The sequence below is a fragment of the uncultured Aliiroseovarius sp. genome (assembly GCF_947492455.1).
In the GTDB taxonomy this organism is placed as follows: domain Bacteria; phylum Pseudomonadota; class Alphaproteobacteria; order Rhodobacterales; family Rhodobacteraceae; genus Aliiroseovarius.
In genome coordinates, this window is record NZ_CANLNB010000006.1 from 117,620 (window position 1) to 135,094 (window position 17,475).

At 60.6% G+C, this 17,475-nt stretch carries 18 protein-coding genes; 10 read left to right on the top strand and 8 right to left on the bottom strand.

The annotated features are described in order from the left end of the window. The first annotated feature begins 22 nt into the window (after positions 1-22). From scpA to Q0677_RS14535, 6 genes are all read left to right on the top strand, one after another. Positions 23-2,149 (top strand): methylmalonyl-CoA mutase, encoded by a 2,127-nt coding sequence (gene scpA / locus Q0677_RS14510; RefSeq protein ID WP_298911237.1) that lies wholly within the window; start codon positions 23-25, stop codon positions 2,147-2,149. A 68-nt stretch (positions 2,150-2,217) separates the two neighbouring features. After that, on the top strand, positions 2,218-2,832 hold the full coding sequence (locus Q0677_RS14515; RefSeq protein WP_298911239.1) for a VOC family protein: 615 nt from the start codon (positions 2,218-2,220) through the stop codon (positions 2,830-2,832). Next, complete coding sequence (locus tag Q0677_RS14520) at positions 2,829-3,305, top strand: GNAT family N-acetyltransferase (RefSeq protein WP_298911313.1); 477 nt, start codon at positions 2,829-2,831, stop codon at positions 3,303-3,305. Before Q0677_RS14515 ends, Q0677_RS14520 begins: the two co-directional genes overlap by 4 nt. Before the next feature lie 30 nt (positions 3,306-3,335). Then, positions 3,336-4,016, top strand: coding sequence for a molecular chaperone DjiA (locus Q0677_RS14525; protein ID WP_298911241.1), 681 nt, complete (start codon positions 3,336-3,338; stop codon positions 4,014-4,016). Between the two features lie 9 nt (positions 4,017-4,025). Then, complete coding sequence (locus tag Q0677_RS14530) at positions 4,026-5,051, top strand: endonuclease/exonuclease/phosphatase family protein (protein ID WP_298911243.1); 1,026 nt, start codon at positions 4,026-4,028, stop codon at positions 5,049-5,051. A 27-nt stretch (positions 5,052-5,078) separates the two neighbouring features. After that, the gene (locus Q0677_RS14535; protein ID WP_298911245.1) at positions 5,079-5,411 is read left to right on the top strand and encodes an AAA+ family ATPase; all 333 of its coding nucleotides are present in this window, start codon (positions 5,079-5,081) and stop codon (positions 5,409-5,411) included. On the opposite strand, the gene Q0677_RS14540 is transcribed toward Q0677_RS14535, so the two are convergent. The 4 genes from Q0677_RS14540 to Q0677_RS14555 are packed head-to-tail and all read right to left on the bottom strand — an operon-like array spanning position 5,408 to position 11,014. Then, positions 5,408-6,952, bottom strand: a complete 1,545-nt coding sequence (locus Q0677_RS14540) for a Ppx/GppA family phosphatase (RefSeq protein WP_298911248.1) — start codon at positions 6,950-6,952, stop codon at positions 5,408-5,410. The two genes, Q0677_RS14535 and Q0677_RS14540, sit on opposite strands and share 4 nt — an antisense overlap. Positions 6,953-7,002: 50 nt before the next feature. Beyond that, positions 7,003-9,201 (bottom strand): RNA degradosome polyphosphate kinase, encoded by a 2,199-nt coding sequence (locus Q0677_RS14545; protein WP_298911250.1) that lies wholly within the window; start codon positions 9,199-9,201, stop codon positions 7,003-7,005. 41 nt (positions 9,202-9,242) lie between these two features. Continuing rightward, on the bottom strand, positions 9,243-9,926 hold the full coding sequence (locus Q0677_RS14550; RefSeq protein WP_298911252.1) for a DnaA/Hda family protein: 684 nt from the start codon (positions 9,924-9,926) through the stop codon (positions 9,243-9,245). Further along, the gene (locus tag Q0677_RS14555; RefSeq protein ID WP_298911253.1) at positions 9,926-11,014 is read right to left on the bottom strand and encodes an AI-2E family transporter; all 1,089 of its coding nucleotides are present in this window, start codon (positions 11,012-11,014) and stop codon (positions 9,926-9,928) included. The genes Q0677_RS14550 and Q0677_RS14555 overlap by 1 nt, the downstream gene beginning before the upstream one ends. A gap of 177 nt (positions 11,015-11,191) precedes the next feature. Here Q0677_RS14555 and Q0677_RS14560 point away from each other — a divergent pair, with 177 nt between their 5' ends. After that, positions 11,192-11,383 carry a hypothetical protein gene (locus Q0677_RS14560; protein ID WP_298911254.1) on the top strand — a complete coding sequence of 64 codons (192 nt, stop codon included), beginning with the start codon at positions 11,192-11,194 and terminating at the stop codon, positions 11,381-11,383. Here the strand turns inward: Q0677_RS14560 and Q0677_RS14565 are convergent, their stop codons facing one another. After that, positions 11,384-12,748, bottom strand: coding sequence for an FAD-dependent oxidoreductase (locus Q0677_RS14565; RefSeq protein WP_298911255.1), 1,365 nt, complete (start codon positions 12,746-12,748; stop codon positions 11,384-11,386). A gap of 159 nt (positions 12,749-12,907) precedes the next feature. Between Q0677_RS14565 and proS the strand changes: the two genes are divergently transcribed. Beyond that, positions 12,908-14,260, top strand: coding sequence for a proline--tRNA ligase (proS, locus tag Q0677_RS14570; protein ID WP_298911256.1), 1,353 nt, complete (start codon positions 12,908-12,910; stop codon positions 14,258-14,260). Positions 14,261-14,419: 159 nt separating this feature from the next. Beyond that, entirely contained in the window at positions 14,420-14,905 is a 486-nt protein-coding gene (locus tag Q0677_RS14575; RefSeq protein ID WP_298911257.1) for a DUF2937 family protein, read from the top strand. A gap of 29 nt (positions 14,906-14,934) precedes the next feature. On the opposite strand, the gene Q0677_RS14580 is transcribed toward Q0677_RS14575, so the two are convergent. Continuing rightward, positions 14,935-15,648: an outer membrane beta-barrel protein gene (locus tag Q0677_RS14580; RefSeq protein WP_298911259.1), complete on the bottom strand. Its 714-nt coding sequence runs from the start codon at positions 15,646-15,648 to the stop codon at positions 14,935-14,937. Positions 15,649-15,710: 62 nt separating this feature from the next. Between Q0677_RS14580 and Q0677_RS14585 the strand changes: the two genes are divergently transcribed. Then, on the top strand, positions 15,711-15,905 hold the full coding sequence (locus Q0677_RS14585; protein WP_298911261.1) for a hypothetical protein: 195 nt from the start codon (positions 15,711-15,713) through the stop codon (positions 15,903-15,905). Here the strand turns inward: Q0677_RS14585 and Q0677_RS14590 are convergent. After that, entirely contained in the window at positions 15,886-16,962 is a 1,077-nt protein-coding gene (locus Q0677_RS14590) for a 5-(carboxyamino)imidazole ribonucleotide synthase (protein WP_298911263.1), read from the bottom strand. The two genes, Q0677_RS14585 and Q0677_RS14590, sit on opposite strands and share 20 nt — an antisense overlap. After that, positions 16,955-17,443 carry a 5-(carboxyamino)imidazole ribonucleotide mutase gene (purE, locus tag Q0677_RS14595; protein WP_298911265.1) on the bottom strand — a complete coding sequence of 163 codons (489 nt, stop codon included), beginning with the start codon at positions 17,441-17,443 and terminating at the stop codon, positions 16,955-16,957. Before purE ends, Q0677_RS14590 begins: the two co-directional genes overlap by 8 nt. Positions 17,444-17,475 lie beyond the last annotated feature (32 nt).

The window sequence follows — 17,475 nt, forward strand, 5'->3', positions numbered from 1 at the left end:
TCAAGACGAAAAGGACGACAAGATGAGCGACACAAAGAACTGGAAGGAACTGGCCGAGAAGGAGCTGCGCGGCCGCGCTCTGGACGACCTGACCTGGAACACGCTGGAAGGCATCGACGTCAAGCCGCTCTATACGGCAGAGGACACGGCGAACCTTGATCACATGGGCACGCTGCCCGGCTTCGGCCCATTCACCCGTGGCGTGAAGGCGACCATGTATGCGGGCCGTCCGTGGACGATCCGTCAGTATGCGGGCTTCTCGACCGCTGAAGAATCGAACGCTTTCTACCGCCGCAACCTTGCCGCTGGTCAGCAGGGTGTCTCGGTCGCCTTCGACCTTGCCACCCACCGTGGCTACGACTCGGATCACCCGCGCGTTGTGGGTGACGTTGGTAAAGCTGGTGTGGCGATTGATAGCGTCGAAGACATGAAGATCCTGTTCGACGGCATTCCGCTCGATAAGGTCTCGGTCTCGATGACGATGAACGGCGCGGTGATCCCGATTCTTGCGAACTTCATCGTCGCCGGTGAAGAACAGGGCCACGACAAGTCGCTGCTGGCCGGCACCATTCAGAACGACATTCTGAAAGAATTCATGGTGCGCAACACCTATATCTACCCGCCTGAACCGTCGATGAAGATCATCTCGGACATCATCGAATACACGTCCAACGAGATGCCGAAATTCAACTCGATCTCGATTTCCGGCTATCACATGCAGGAAGCGGGCGCGAACCTGGTGCAGGAACTGGCCTATACGCTGGCTGACGGTCGCGAATATGTACGTGCCGCGATTGAAGCCGGCATGGACGTGGACAAGTTCGCAGGTCGCCTGAGCTTCTTCTTCGCCATCGGTATGAACTTCTTCATGGAAGCCGCAAAACTGCGCGCCGCGCGTACCCTGTGGCACCGCGTGATGACCGAGTTCGGCGCGAAGTCGGAACGCTCGAAAATGCTGCGCACCCACTGCCAGACTTCGGGCGTGTCGTTGCAAGAACAGGATCCCTATAACAACGTGATCCGCACCGCGTACGAAGCCATGTCGGCTGCCCTTGGCGGCACCCAGTCGTTGCACACCAACGCTTTGGATGAAGCGATTGCGCTGCCCACCGACTTCTCGGCCCGTATCGCACGTAACACCCAGATCATCCTGCAGGAAGAAACCGGCGTGACCAACGTGGTCGATCCGTTGGCGGGCTCTTACTATGTGGAAAGCCTGACCGACGAGCTGATCAACAAGGCTTGGGAGTTGATGGAAGAGGTCGAAAGCATGGGTGGGATGACCAAGGCTGTGGCCTCGGGCATGCCGAAACTGCGGATCGAGGAATCGGCCGCCAAGCGTCAGGCCATGATCGACAAAGGTGACGAAGTCATCGTTGGCGTGAACAAGTACAAGCTGGCTGAAGAAGACCAGATCGACATTCTGGACGTGGACAACATGGCCGTGCGTGACAGCCAGATCGCCCGCCTTGAAAACATCCGCGCAACCCGCGACGCAGCTGCGTGCGAGGCCGCTTTGGCCGAGCTGACCCGCCGCGCCAAGGAAGGTGGTAACCTTCTCGAGGCTGCCGTCGAAGCCGCGCGTGCGCGCGCATCCGTAGGAGAGATCTCGATGGCTATGGAAGAAGAGTTCGGCCGTCACCGCGCCGAAGTGAAAACGCTGGCTGGCGTCTATGGCGCGGCTTACGAAGGCGACGAAGGCTTTGCGGCCATTCAGAAATCGGTCGAAGACTTCGCCGAGGCCGAAGGCCGCCGCCCGCGTATGCTGGTGGTGAAGATGGGGCAGGACGGTCACGACCGTGGCGCCAAGGTCATCGCGACCGCCTTTGCCGACATCGGCTTTGACGTGGACGTAGGACCGCTGTTCCAGACCCCGGACGAAGCTGCTCAGGACGCCATCGACAATGACGTGCACATCGTGGGGATTTCCTCGCAGGCGGCGGGTCACAAGACGCTGGCCCCGCAACTGGTGCAGGCTTTGAAAGAGCAGGGCGCCGAGGATATCATCGTGATCTGTGGCGGTGTTATCCCGCAGCAGGACTATGACTTCTTGTATGAAAATGGCGTGAAAGCCATCTTCGGCCCGGGCACCAACATCCCCGAAGCGGCTCAGGACATCCTGAAGCTGGTGCGCGAAGCCCGCAGCTAAAGCGCAAAAACACTTGCGGCTGGCGGCGTTTCCCGCCAGCTTCAACCCAGACCATCGAAGGGAACGAAATGGCTCTGGGAGAAGTCGATCATCTTGTGGTGTCCTCCGCGACCCTGTCAGAAGGCGTTGCGTATATCGAGGACCTGCTTGGGGTGTCCATGTCGGAGGGAGGAGACCATCCGCTCATGGGCACCCACAATGCCCTTCTGTCCCTTGGCCCAGCCACCTATCTGGAAGTGATTGCCGTCAATCCTGACGCCGATGCGCCCGATCATGCGCGCTGGTTCGATCTGGACTATTTCACCGGCCCTGCACGGCTGACCAACTGGGCATTGCGGGTGCCGGATCTGCATCAGGCGCTTTTACGTGCGCCCGATGGGTCGGGGGATGAGTTGCAGATGTCCCGCGGCGATCTGCGCTGGGATATGGCCGTGCCCTCTGATGGGCGGTTGCCATTTGCGGGCTGCGCGCCGGGGCTTTTGTCATGGCGGGGCGACATGCCTGCGCCGCGATTGCCCGATCACGGGCTGCGACTGGCCGCGCTGGAAATCACCCACCCCGAGGCTGAGGCGCTGCGCGTGGCCTTGCATCCGCTGGTCGAAGACACGAGGATCTCGGTCCATTCGGGCGCGCCGGGAGTTGTCGCATGGATCGACACGCCCTCTGGGCTGGTCCAGCTATGATCATCCGCGCTGCCTCTCTGGTCGATGCGCACGCGATCCAAGAACTGTGGAACCTCGCCATTCGCGAGACCTTGATCACGTTTAATTCGGTCCCGAAAACGCTGCTGGATGTTGAGAACGCCATTGAAACCGCCAAGTGTATGCTGGTCGCCGAGGACGACGGCGAGGTGATCGGCTATGCCAGCTTCGACCAGTTCCGCGCCGGGATCGGCTATGCCCACACCGCTGAACACTCGATCATGCTGGCCCCGCAGGCCCGGGGCCGCGGGGCAGGGCGGGCCTTGATGGATCGGATCGAGGCCGAGGCGCGTGCGCAAGGGTTTCATTCGCTAATTGCCGGGGTATCGGGTTCAAATCCGATGGGCGAACCGTTTCACGCGGCGATGGGCTATAAGACTGTTGGGGTCGTCCCAGAGGCCGGGCGCAAGTTCGATCAGTGGCATGATCTTGTGCTGATGCAGAAAGTCCTGTGACCCGGTCGCGAAAGCCGCTAACACTGCCTTATGTCTATCTGGTCCCGTATCTCCGACGCGCTGTCCGCGCTTGCCAAGGGCGAAAGCCTGTCAGACGTGTTCTCGCATCTGCGCACGCCGCCGGAACGCTCGGCGGGTTTTGCGATTGCTGTGATTGCGCTGGGCGCGAAGATGGCCAAAGCGGATGGACAGGTGACGCGGGACGAGGTCTCGGCCTTTCGCGAGGTCTTCACCATCCCGCAATCGGAAGAAAAGAATGCGGCTCGTCTGTTCAATCTGGCGCGCACGGATGTCGCCGGGTTTGAACTGTACGCCCAGCGGGTTGCGGCGATGTTTGGCCCCGACGACCCGGCCCTATGCGACTTGATGGAAGGTCTGTTCCACATCGCGCTGGCCGATGGTGAATATCACCCCGGCGAAAACGCCTATCTGGAAGAGGTCGCGCGGATTTTCGGGATGCCCGAGGAACGGTTCGCCGCCCTGCGCTCGCGCATGGTGCCGGATGAACATCCCGACCCCTATCAGGTGCTTGGCGTGACACGCGACACTCCGCTGGATCAAATCCGCAAGGTCTGGCGCAACGAGGTGCGCGAAAGCCATCCCGACCGGATGATCGCCCGTGGCGTTCCCGAGGAAGCCATCAAACTTGCCGAAAAGCGCCTGATCGCCGTTAATCGCGCCTGGGACGAGATCAACGCAGGGCAAGGGTAGGGCGGGCTGATGCGGATTGCGACCTATAACGTTGAATGGTTCGACAACCTGTTCGACGACGAGGGCGTTCCGATCGTGGACAATGGCTGGTCCGGCCGACAAGACGTCACCCGCGCCGCCCAGTGGAATGCTGTGGGCAAGGTATTTCAGGCCTTGGATGCCGATGCCGTGATGATCATCGAAGCACCGGACCAAAGCCGCAGACGCGATACCGTTCCCGCGCTTGAAACCTTCGCCGAGCTCTTTGGGTTGCGCGCACGCAAGGCGATGATCGGTTTCGCCAATGACACGCAGCAGGAAATCGCGCTGTTGTATGATCCCCGAGTAATCAGTGCACGCCATGACCCACTGGGGGCTGAGAATGTGGATGACGCATATGCTGCGCCCCGGTTCGACAGCAGTTTCGAGCTGGATCTGGACACCGATGCCACGCCCGAGGTCGTCGTGTTCTCGAAACCCCCGCTTGAGGTCGCACTGACCCACCGTGAAAGCGGCAAAGAGCTTCGATTGATCGGTGTGCATGCCAAGTCGAAAGCCCCCCATGGGGCGCGTGGCGCGGCCGAGGTCATGCGTGTTGCGATCGAAAACCGCCGCAAGCAGATGGCGCAGTGTATCTGGATCCGAAAACGCGTGGATGAACATCTTGGCGTTGGCGAGCCACTGATCGTCTTGGGCGATTTCAACGACGGTCCGGGGCTGGATGAATACGAGAAGCTGTTCGGCCGTTCGGGGGTCGAGGTTGTGCTGGGGGAAAACGGTGCCACCTGCATGTATGACCCCCATGCCCGCATGGCTTTGCTACAACGCACGGGCGCACGCCCGACGACATCGCGGTTCTATATCGCGAAGGAAAAGCGGTATCTGCAGGCGCTTCTGGACTATATCATGGTGTCCCCGGACCTGTTGGCGACCAAACCCAACTGGCGCATTTGGCACCCGTTTGATGACTCGCTTTGCTATCAGGATAAGGCCCTGCGCGAGGCGCTGTTGACGGCCTCAGACCACTTCCCGGTGTCGATTGATCTAAGGCTGTGATCTTCAATTTTGGAGAGGACCGCCTACATGTGTCTTATGAAACAGATTGCGACATCCACCGCCCTTGCCGTGCTTCTGGCGACCACGCCTGCCTTTGCGCAGGACGACACGCCGCCGGATAATCCCGAGCTTTCCGAAGGGGCCGAGCTGTTGAATCGGGGTTTTCAGCTTCTACTGGAAGGGCTTGCCAACGAATTGGAGCCGATGGCGGACGAATGGGCCGAAGGTTGGGCCGATCTGGTCGAGAAATTCGGCGACATGCAGGTCTATCACCCGCCGGAAGTGCTGCCCAATGGCGACATCATCATCCGCCGTCGCACCCCACTGGATCCGCCCGCGCCGGGTGAAACTGATATCTAACCGCGCTTCTTTTTAACAATGGGCGTGGCCCCTAGCGCGTCGGCCAGCGTCTGGAACCGTGCCTCGGCCACTTCCCCAAACAACCCATCGGCCTCTTTGCGCAGGATCAGCACCAGCTCGCGTTTCTTCGGGAACCAGCGCAATTCGGCCAGACGCGTCGGATCCTCGACAGAAAACATGGCCCCGAACCGCATCGCCTTGCCCAGCACCTCGGCCCGATCCAGCATCTTGTGGGACAGGATGTCAAACAGTGGTGCGAAATGTGACCCCTCGCGGCTATTCTTATAGCGATGCAGTAGCGCTAGCCCCAGGAACACACGTTGTTCATGCGTCAGCCCGCCCAAGTTGGCGCGGGTGGCGTTGTCGAAACAAACTTCGTGCCGGTAATCCGGGTGCGCGCGCCAGCTGACGTCATGCAGCAGGCAAGCGGCGCGGATGATGCGCAGGTCTTCGTGCTTCAGCGACTTGTAGAGCGGCGTCAGGAAGCGAAACAGCGCCTTGCCGAAGCCCGGATTGCGCGCGTCCTTCTTTTCCGCGTGATAGCAGGCCTCGATCAGCGGATCGCGTTTTCGCAGGCGGTCGGGCATCTGTTCAAAGAGCAGCCCCTCGCGGATCCCGTAAGAGCTAATCGCGATCTCTTTCGGGCGGAACACATGCATCAGGCGTTTCAGAACCTGTGCTGCAATCGGCACAAGCGCCATACGGGCCGAGGATGTGCCGGTGCGTTGGCGCACCTCGTCCAGATCGACCTCGTTGATCCACTTTAAGGTCTTGGACAGCGACTTCGGGGTCATCCGGTATTCGTGCAGAACGGTCAGCGGATAGCCGCGGCGCTCCATGTCCAGACGAGCGATAGCACGCCACGATCCACCCACAAGGAACAGGCGCTTGTGATCGGTGCCCATTTCGTCGGCGAGTTCGTCCACGACGCGCGCGATCTCGGCCTTTAAGCCCTTTTTGCCGCCGGGCACACCCGCCAGCTTCAGCGGTCCAAGGGGCGAGGTCACACGCTTGCCGACCTCTCCGTCCCGGATATCGGCCAGTTCCAAAGACGAGCCGCCGATGTCGCACATCAGGCCTTGGGCGTCCGGCCAGCCAAGCAACACGCCTTGCGCAGACAGGCGGGCCTCTTCTTCGCCGTCGATGACGTAAAGCTCTAACCCAGTTTCGCGCAACACCTGCGCGCGGAAGTCTGGGCCGTCGGTCGCGTCGCGCACGGCGGCGGTGGCCACAGCCGAGAGCGGCCCAAGGTTCATGCCGTCCGCCAAGCGTTGGAAGCGTTTGATCGCGGACAGGGCACGTTCACGACCTTCCGGGTGCAGATGGCCGGTCTCAGAAATGCCGCGGCCCAAACCACAGAGGATCTTTTCGTTGAAGAAATAGGCGGGCGAGCGGGCCGCGCCGTCAAACACCACCAAACGGACCGAGTTCGATCCCACATCCACCACACCAACGCGGCTCAGCCTGCGGGCCGAGGGGTCATCAAACAGTGGTCGTCCAAACGGGCCCCAATCGTCCCCGGTATCGCCACGTCCGTCCATAGAATCCCCCCGTGTCAGTGAGTGTACTTTAACGGCGCGTCCGACATTACTCAATCTTGTGAGTGCGTTAGTTCCGGAACATCCGACGCCCCGGCAGAGCCGCGGCCCGATAGGGACGGGTTTTCCATAAAGAAGCGGTGGCAGTTGAACGGATGCTCGATCGCATCAAGGTCTGCGCGGGTGAACTTGCCATCCGGCCCCATTACCCAGCTTTGCGCCACATCGGCCAAGTTGGCCGCCATGATCTGGCTGACGATCTGGGCTTTCACGGTGGCGTTCTTGATTTCGACGAGAGTTTCGACGCGGCGGTTGAGGTTGCGGCCCATCCAATCGGCTGACGACATGTAAACGCGCGCCTTTTTCGACGGCAGGCCATGCCCGTTGCCGAAGCAGACGATGCGCGAATGTTCAAGGAAACGGCCGACGATGGATTTTACACGGATGTTCTCGGACAGGCCTTTGATGCCCGGACGCAGCCCACAGATGCCACGTACCACTAGGCTGATCTTCACACCCGCTTGCGACGCTTCATAAAGCGCGTCAATCACATCCGGTTCGACCAGCGAGTTCATCTTGGCCCAAATCTGTGCAGGTTTGCCCGCCTTGGCATATTCGGCTTCTTCGTTGATCCGTTTGATCAGCGTCGACTTCAGATCCAATGGCGAAATAGAGAGGTTTTCGAGGCTTTGCGGCTCGGCGTAACCGGACAGATAGTTGAAGACCCGCGTGGCGTCGCGCCCCAGTGCTGTGTCACAGGTGAACAGGCTGAGGTCAGTGTAAATCCGTGCCGTAATAGGGTGATAGTTGCCGGTGCCATAGTGGGTATAGGTGACCAGCTCGTCCCCTTCACGACGCACCACGGTCGAGATCTTGGCGTGGGTTTTGTAGTTGATGAAACCATAGGTCACATGCGCGCCAGCACGTTCCAACCGGCGCGACTGGCGGATGTTGGCAGCCTCGTCAAAGCGGGCTTTCAGCTCGACCAGGGCGGTGACGGATTTGCCATCCTCGGCAGCCTCGCACAGCGCTTTCACGATCGGGCTGTCATGGGACGTGCGATAAAGCGTCTGCTTGATCGCCACCACGTTGGGGTCACGTGCGGCCTGATGCAGGAAGCGGACCACCATGTCGAAGGTTTCGTACGGGTGGTGCAGCAGCATGTCCTTTTGGCGGATCGCGGCAAACATGTCGCCTTCGTGATCCTGCACACGCTCGGGGACGCGAGGTGTGAAGCTGGGCCACAGCAGGTCGGGGCGTTCTTTCAGGACCAGCTCGCCCAGATCGGCCATACCGATCATGCCGTTCGCCTCGACAATCTCTTTGCTTGAAATGCGCAGCTCGCGTTTGATCATGGACAGAAGGGCCGAGGGGGCGCCGGCAGTGATTTTCAGGCGGACAACTTCGCCCCGGCGGCGGCGCTTCAGGGCGGTTTCGAACTCGCGGACCAGATCTTCGGCTTCGTCTTCGACTTCCAGATCGCTATCGCGCAGGATGCGGAAAGCGCAGTGGCCTTTTTCGACATAGCCGGGGAAGAGCTGGCCCAGATGTTCCAGCAGCAGGTCTTCCAGCGGCAGGAAGCGGTACTGGCCGTCGTCGGCAGGCAGGGCGACGAAGCGGTCGATCTGGTGCGGGATCGGCAGCAGTGCTTTCAGCTTCTGTTTGTCCTTGGTGCGCTCCAGCTGCAGCGCCAGCGAGAAGCCCGTGTTCGGGATGAACGGGAACGGGTGGGCCGGGTCAATGGCCAGCGGGGACAGAACGGGGAACACCTGCGTCAGGAAGACGTGATCCAAATGGGCGCGGTCCGCATCGGTCAGATCTTCGCGGCGGGCGATGATGATGCCTTCGTCGCGCATTTCGCCTGACAGAATTTCAAACACCGATTGTTGACGCGCCATCAGCGCACGGGCGTCGTCATTGATCAGTTCCAATTGTTCTGTCGGGGAAAGGCCGTCGGCGGCGGGGGTCGTTACACCCTCGCGGACCAACTCGCGCAGACCGGCGACGCGCACGGTATAAAACTCATCCAAATTGGTTGCCGAAATCGACAGGAACCGCAGCCGTTCCAGCAGGGGGACGCGGGTGTTTTCGGCCTCTTCCAGCACACGCCAGTTGAACCCCAGCCAGCTGAGTTCGCGGTTGAAGAACCGCTTGGAGTCGGCGAACTCCTCGGCGGGCAAGGCGGTTGCGGGCGGGAAATCAGCCGACAGGAAATCGACAAGCGGAAGCTGGGGCGTTTTGGACGTATTCATAACGGCACTCTATCGCGTGAAAGTGTGACGGGAAGGTGACGTTATGCCTCGTTTTCTGGGTCTTTGTCCAGCACGCGTGATGCCAACGCACGCGTCAAGGCGCGCCCTTCTGACAGTGCCGCCTGATCCAGAACCGAGACCAGGCGCGCAGCTTCGGCTAGCGAGCGCTCCATGCGCGGCAAAAGATAGTCGATCAGGTTGGCCGGCACGGTGATCTGGCGGTCATGGAACAGTTTGACAAGAACAGCCGACAGCAGCATGTCATCCGGCGGGTCGAGACGGGCCAGCGTGGTGCCCTCCATCCGGCTGCGCAGATCTGGTAGGGTCAAGCCCCAGCGGGACGGGGCAGTGCGGGCAGTGACCAGCAACGCACCGCCTTCGGCGAGAACAAGGTTGTGCAAATGGAATAGCGCGTTTTCGGCATCGGCATTGCCTGAGATCTGATCGGCGTCCTCAAGAGCGACCGAGTGGCCTGCCAGTTCCTCGATCTGGATCTGGGGCAGGGCGCTGGCGTGCAGGATCTGCGCGCCGGACAAGCCAGCCCAGACGTGGGTTAGATGGGTCTTCCCAGTGCCAGCCTCGCCCGCCAAAACCAGCTTGCGATTGGGCCAGTTCTGCCAGCTTTCGATCGTCGCCATCGCGTTGGCGTTCGAGGGCGTGACAAGAAAATCATCTAGCCCCTGCGCGGGGCGCGCGGGCAGGTCAAAGGTCAGTTGTTCGGGCATTACTCGGCTATGTCCTCGTCCAGCGCGGCTTGCTGTCCAGTAAGACCCTGATACAGCCGGCCAGTCTGATACTTCACGATGAAGAAACGGGCAACCACACCGATTGAGGCGGCAACGGGGACCGCGACCAGCATCCCGACGAAGCCGAAAAGCGAACCAAAGACCGACAGTGCGAACATCAGCCAGACCGGATGCAGCCCGACAGAACTGCCCACCAGTTTCGGGGTCAGGATGTTGCCCTCAAAGAACTGGCCCAGCATGAAGATCACGGCAACGGCGCCAAGGCTCCACCATTCGCCCCAGAACTGGAACAGGCCCAGCCCGATGGCCAAGGCACCGCCGACCAGCGCGCCGACATAGGGGATGAAGGTGATCAGGCCCGCGATGAAGCCAACCACAAGACCAAAGTTCAGGCCAACCAGCATCAGGGCCACCGCATAGTACGTGCCCAGCACGATACAGACCGAGCCTTGCCCACGAATGAAGCTTGCAAGCGTACGGTCGATGTCGCTGGCAATTTGGCGAATGGCAGGGCGGTGATCCAACGGCAGGAAGCTGTCGACCTTTTCGACCATACGGTCCCAGTCCAGCAGCATGTAGAAGGCGACGACGGGCGTGACGACCAGAAGGATCACGACGTTGATGACACTCATCGCCGAGGACAACAGTGTGCCCACCAGCTCGCCGCCGCGTTCCTGAATTTTCTGGCCCAGACTTTCCAGCGATTGCCGGATGGTCGAGGTCTCGTCCATCAGCGAGGGGAAGCGCTCGGTCAGGAAGGCCTGCAATTCGCGCAGCAGGTCAGGGGCAGAGTTCGCCAGCGCAATGGCCTGCGACACAAGCGTTGGTATCACCAGAAGGAAGCCAAGAATTACCACCATCACCGCAAGAAGCGAGATCACGACCGTCGCCAGCACGCGCGACATGCCTGCCTTTTCCAGCCGGTCGGCAACCGGGTCCAGGAAATAGGCAATCGCGCCGCCCAAAATGAAGGGCATGATCACATCGCCCAGAAACCACAGGGCAAGAGCGAAAAGGGCTATGACAATCGACCAGTATTTGGCCTGTGTCTGAACGGGAAGCGGCATACGGGCTCCGGTAAATGAACTTAACTCTATGTCGCCCAAGCCAACGCGGTTTTCAAGGGGAGGGCGAAATAAGGGCGCAGCTGCTATCGGCGGGATATTGCACGTGTTTTTGGTTTCAGCTTGCGTTTCACCAGAACGTTGGGGTCAATGTGGCTATTCGACCCGAAAGGATAGTCCATGAGAAAGACAGCATTTGCCGCCCTTGCTATGTCCCTGCTGCTTGCCGCCTGCGGTGGGCATCAGTACGAGCGGAAAGAGCCCGGTGTGATCATTTCGGGCGAGGCAGGAGTTGGAGTCGTCTACAATGGTGGCGAGGTCAGCCCGCATACCTCGACCAAGCTGACCATCAGTATGGGGGGATCTATCTGATCAGTGAATGCGCACGCCTTGTCGGGTCAGCTCGGCCTGAACGGCAGTGATATCCACCCGATCCAGAGCGACATCTGACTTGATCGACAGGGCCGCGGCGATACCCGCGCCCTGTCCGGCGACGGCGCAGCAGGCCATGTTGCGGGTGGCGGCGTGGGCGATCTTGTCGCCACCAATGGCGCGGCCTGTCACCAAAAGCCCCTCGACCCCTTTTGGCAGCATGGCGCGGTAGGGGATCTGCATGTAGCGCCCCGTGGTGGGCAGGATCAGCACGCCGTAGCCGTCGATGAATTCCGGATAGATGCCGATCGTATCCTCAAACCGGCCCTGAGCGCGGGCGTCGGCCTCGGTCATGTTATAAACCGCGTCGATTTTACGTGTGTCACGAATGCCGATGGTCATGCCGAAGTTGCGCAGCCGCGCACCTTCGCAACCCGGCGTATAGGCCCGCAGCGCGTCAATGGCGAGCATCGCCTGCTTGCGCCCCTCGATCTCGCCTTTGGTCATGCTGTCGGGATCTGTTCCGTCAATCCCCGCCAGATGGACGAGGTTCATATAGGTCATCTCGCCGCTGTCATGCACCGCGCCCCATGTGCCGCCGATCGTGTTCAGATGCGGCGGGATCAGACCGTCGCGGATTGCGGCCTCGAACGGTTTACCAAGGAAGGGCGAGAACATCGCGTCCTCTTTCCCGTCGGTTTCCACCTGCCATTCGCCCGAGGACCAGTCGGCATAGGTCTGCGGATCGGCGCGCACGCCCTCCATGAAACGTTGCTTGTCGACGCCTGCAATATGGAACATGACGGATGCCGCCTGCATCTCTTCTACCGGCGTCTTTACGGTCGGCGCACCCACCATCTGCGCGATGTCCGCATCGCCCGTTGCGTCAATCACGCGTTTGGCCAAGATCGCCTCGCGCCCTGCTTTGCTTTCAACAATCACGCCTGTGATGGTGTTGCCGTCCACGATGGGGGCGACGAAAGTGCGGTGGAGCATGGGGTGGATGCCCGCCTCTTCCACCAGACGGTCCGCCACCAGCTTGAACCCTTCGCTGTCCAGTTCATAAGAGAGGGACTGGCTTTCGGGCACAGCGGCACCCATCTCTTTCGCGCGGTCTTCTAACTCGCGCCCGATGCCGCCTGCTTCGACGGTCTGCTCGTGCCGATACCACGCGAAGCCTTCGACCCCGACGGTGGTGATGTTGCCGCCAAAGCAACCAAAACGATCTAAGAGCGTTACCTCGACCCCGGCGCGCGCTGCTGCCAAGGCAGCCGCCAACCCACCGGGACCAGAGCCCACCACCAGCACATCAGTACGGTGGATGATCGGTGTGTGGCGTGCGGGTTCCAGAATGGTGTCTGTCATGGGGCCTCCTGTGCGTCCCGCCACCCTGCCATTAGGGCGGTGGAATGCAATCCCTTTTGCGACCGCCACTGTCGGTATCCACCAAGTGACATTGGACGATTGCCCCGGCCCGTCCAATGGCGTAGACCGCTTGGGACGAATGAATGAACAGAGGTCACTATGCGCCTGTCCCGCTATTTCCTGCCCGTGTTGAAAGAAACCCCGGCAGACGCCCAGATTGTCAGCCACCGTTACATGCTGCGGGCCGGCATGATCAAACAGCAAGCCGCTGGTATTTACACCTGGCTGCCGCTGGGCTTCAAAGTCCTGCGTAAGATCGAAAACATCGTGCACGAGGAACAGATCCGCGCGGGTCACATTCCGATGCAAATGGCGACGATCCAGCCCGCCGACCTGTGGCGCGAAAGCGGACGCTATGACGATTACGGCGAAGAGATGCTGCGCATCGAGGACCGCCACGGCCGCGATATGCTCTATGGTCCGACCAACGAAGAGGTCATCACCGACGTCTTCCGCTCGAACGTATCGAGCTATAAGGACCTGCCGCTGACCCTGTACCAAATCCAGTGGAAATTCCGCGACGAGATCCGCCCGCGCTTCGGCGTGATGCGTGGCCGCGAGTTCTACATGAAGGACGGCTATAACTTCGACCTGACCAAGGAAGACGCGCTGCACGCCTATAACCGCCATCTGGTCAGCTACCTGCGCACCTACGAACGTATGGGCCTGCAAGCCATCCCGATGCGCGCCGATGGTGGCCCGATTGGCGGCGACTATACCCACGAGTTCCTGGTGCTGGCCGAAACCGGCGAGTCGGAAGTGTTCTATGACAGCGCCGTGACCGACCTGACCTTTGGCGACCGCGAGATCGACTATGACAGCGTGGAGCAGTGTCAGGGCGTGCTCGAGGAGTTCACCTCGAAATATGCGCGCACAGATGAAACCCACGACGAAGCGATCTTCAACGAGATCCCGGAAGATCGCCGCCGGATTGCCCGTGGCATCGAAGTCGGCCAGATCTTCTATTTCGGCACCAAGTATTCCGAGGCCATGGGCGCCAAGGTGATCGACAGTGAGCAAAAGCAGGTTCCGGTCCACATGGGTTCGCACGGGATTGGCGTCAGCCGTCTTCTGGGCGCGATCATCGAAGCCTCGCATGACGACAACGGCATCATTTGGCCCGAAGGCGTGACCCCCTTCCACTGTGGCATCGTGAACCTGAAGCAGGGTGACGAAGCTGCCGACGAGGCGTGCGAAGCGCTTTACAAGGCACTGACCAACGCGGGGCTTGAGCCGCTCTATGACGACCGCAAGGAACGCGCAGGCGGTAAGTTCGCCACCATGGACCTGATTGGTCTGCCGTGGCGTATCACAGTCGGTCCACGCGGGTTGAAGAACGGCGTGGTCGAAGTGACCAGCCGCCGCACCGGCGAAAGCGAAGAGATGACGCCGGAAGCGGCCATCGCCAAGATTATCGAGATCTACGAACCGCACCGTGTGACCGGTCTGTAATTACAGCCTGTAAAACAAGAAAGCCCTCGGATCTCCGGGGGCTTTTTCTTTTGGGTCGCCTTGGGGCAGGGGGGACCAACTTCCAAAACGGCCCCTTTGACGGGGGAAGCTACCCTGCGGTAGTGTTGGGAAAACACACCACAGAAGTGAGAGCAGACCATGATCCGTACTCTGGCCATGATTGGTGGTTTGGCAGGCGCCGTGGCGCTCAGCCAGTTCCCCGAGTTCACGCAGCAATACATGCAGCGCCTGTCCGGCGCACGGACCGAGCTGAAGGTGATCACCACCGGCTTTGACCTGACGGCGAAGGCGGCGGGCTATACCCGTGAGGAAGCTCTGGATCAGATGAGCGGGTCGGACTTCCAGAATGATCTGCGCGACCAGATGCAGGACAATTTCGATCGCTACGATCGTCTGGACGCGTCCTATGCCGCGCTTAAAGGCACCGAGCCCTTGGTGCGTCTGACCAAGCTATGGCATTTCCGCGATGTGGATCTGGTTGAACGTACGTGGAACGAATACCGCCCGGCTATACCTGTGACCACGGACGGCCTTTTATGCGCCGGGATCGGATATGTGGGCGGCTGGTTGATCGTGTCGCTGGTGTTGGGCGCATTTCTACGCCCGTTTCGCAGGCTGGCCTAAGCGCGCCCGTTTAAGGCGCGCCGCATGGCTTAGAAGTTGTAGTTCACACCCAGTTTGATGGTGTGGAACAGCGGTGTCGCCAAGGTGGTGGTCCCTCCGCCATCCGTCAGCTCGTCTGTGCCGAAGTTGACGTATTCGTATTCACCGGTCATGGTCCAGCGATCCGAAATCGGACGCTCAAAACCCACGCCAAGGATATAGCCATTGGTCGAGTAGGTTTCATCGAAGGACACCGCGCCGCCGCCGCCAGAGCCCGAGACGACATAGTCAAACTCGGCGCGCGCCAGGCCTACGGTGCCGTAGATGAACGCGTTGAACAGCTTCGAGGCCGTGCCAGCCTTTACGCGCAGCGAAAGCGCGTGGTTCATTTTGGTCGACCCACTGTAGTCTACACCCGAGAACGAATCCTCGACATTCCCCGCTTCGGCAGCAACTTCGCCCCCGACAACAAAGTCGTTGAACTGCCAGCGATAACCAGCGCGCAAGGATAGGGCCGGACCGCTGATGTTCAGTTCTTCTCCGGTGCTGAACGAAGGCCCCAAGGCGGGTGTCAGTCCGATCCGGTCGCCGCCCGCGAAATGATAACCAAGAGTGCCCCCGACATAGGCTCCCTGCCAAGGTTTAGAGCTTTCAACGACTGGTGTGACAGGTGCATTGATCACCGGCTCTTCTAAAGAGCCTGCCAGTGCAGTTCCGGTCGAAAAAAGTACGGTTGCGCAGGTCAGAAGGCTGGCAGTTTTCATCATCGGTAAACTCGTGTCTAATCGCAAAAGTAAGATTGATCCCTTTTATCTACATAATGTTAATGTGGGAACTTTTATTTTGCCACATCTGGTGGGGCGTGGCGGATTGCCCACTATCTGTGGGGGGATTGTTGCTGGTGGTGGCGCAAAGGGATTTCTGGGCCAAAACTGTTCGCAATAAAAAGAAAATCGCCCGCGGGAATGGCGCGGGCGATGTTCTGTTTCATATGAGGGGAATCAGCTTTGGCGCGGTGTGATGCGGTTCACGTGCCCCATCTTGCGCCCCGGTTTCACCTCGGCCTTACCATAAAGGTGCAGTGATGCGTTGCCTTCCTTGGCAATGTCCGCCACGCGGTCCATGTCGTCTCCGATCAGGTTTTCCATCACCACGTCCGCATAACGCGATCCGTCGCCCAGCGGCCAGCCGGCCACGGCGCGGATGTGCTGCTCGAACTGGTCGATGGTGCAGCCCTGCTGGGTCCAGTGGCCCGAGTTGTGCACGCGCGGGGCGATTTCGTTCACGATCAGCCCTTGCGGCGTGACGAACAGCTCGACCCCCATGACGCCGACGTAATCAAGCGCGTTCAGGATGTTTGCCGCCAGAAGTACCGCGTCCATCCGTTGCGACGCGGTCAGGGTTGCGGGCACAGTCGTGGTGTCCAGGATGCCGTCTTTGTGGACGTTCTCGCCGGGATCGAAGCAGGCGACGTCGCCGCCGGTGCCACGCGCGGCGATCACGCTGACCTCGTGGGTGAAGTTCACGAAGCCTTCCAGCACGGCGGGCGCGCCCTGCATGTCGGCCAGTGCCGAGTCTGCATCTGCGTCCGACTTCAATCGCGCCTGTCCTTTGCCATCATAGCCAAAGCGGCGGGTTTTCAGGATCGAGGGCGCGCCGATCTGCGCGACCGCAGCGGCCATATCCTCGGCGCTTTCCACATTCGCGTAGGGCGCAACCTTCAGGCCCAGACCGGACAGGAAGTCCTTCTCGGTCAAGCGGTCTTGGCTGACGCGCAGTGCCTCGCGCCCCGGACGGATCGGCTTATGCGCCTCCAGCGCGTCCAGCGCGGTGGTGGGGATGTTTTCGAATTCGTAGGTGATGACATCGACGGAAGCAGCAAACGCCTCTAGCGCGGCGATGTCGTCATAGCCTGCGGTGGTCACACGGTCGGCGACCTGACCGGCGGGCGGGTTGGCGCCCGGTTCAAAGATGTGCGTCTTGAAGCCAAGGCGCGAGGCCGCGACCGACAGCATACGGCCCAATTGACCACCGCCAAGAATGCCAATCGTGGCGCCTGTTTGCAGCATATCAGTCATCCGAGGGTTCATCCGGGATCGAGGCCGACAGCGCGTCACGCCACGCATCCAGCCGGGTTGCAAGTTCCGCGTCCGACACGGCCAGAATGCCCGCCGCCATCAGACCCGCATTGGCAGCACCCGCGGCACCGATGGCCATCGTGGCAACCGGAAAGCCCTTGGGCATCTGCACGATGGAATAGAGGCTATCGACACCCGACAGCGCACGCGTCTGCACCGGAACGCCCACAACAGGCACACGGGTTTTCGAGGCCATCATGCCGGGCAGGTGGGCCGCGCCACCCGCGCCCGCAATAATCACATGCAACCCGCGATCCGCTGCGGTCTTGCCATAGTCCCACAAGCGATCCGGGGTGCGGTGCGCCGAGACGATCTTGGTCTCATAGGCAATGCCCAGTTCATCCAAAATGGTGGCGGCTTCTTTCATCGTGGGCCAGTCCGACTGGCTGCCCATAATGATCCCGACTTTCACGTCCGTCATGTGTCCCTCGCATCCCTTGCGTCAGTTGGCGT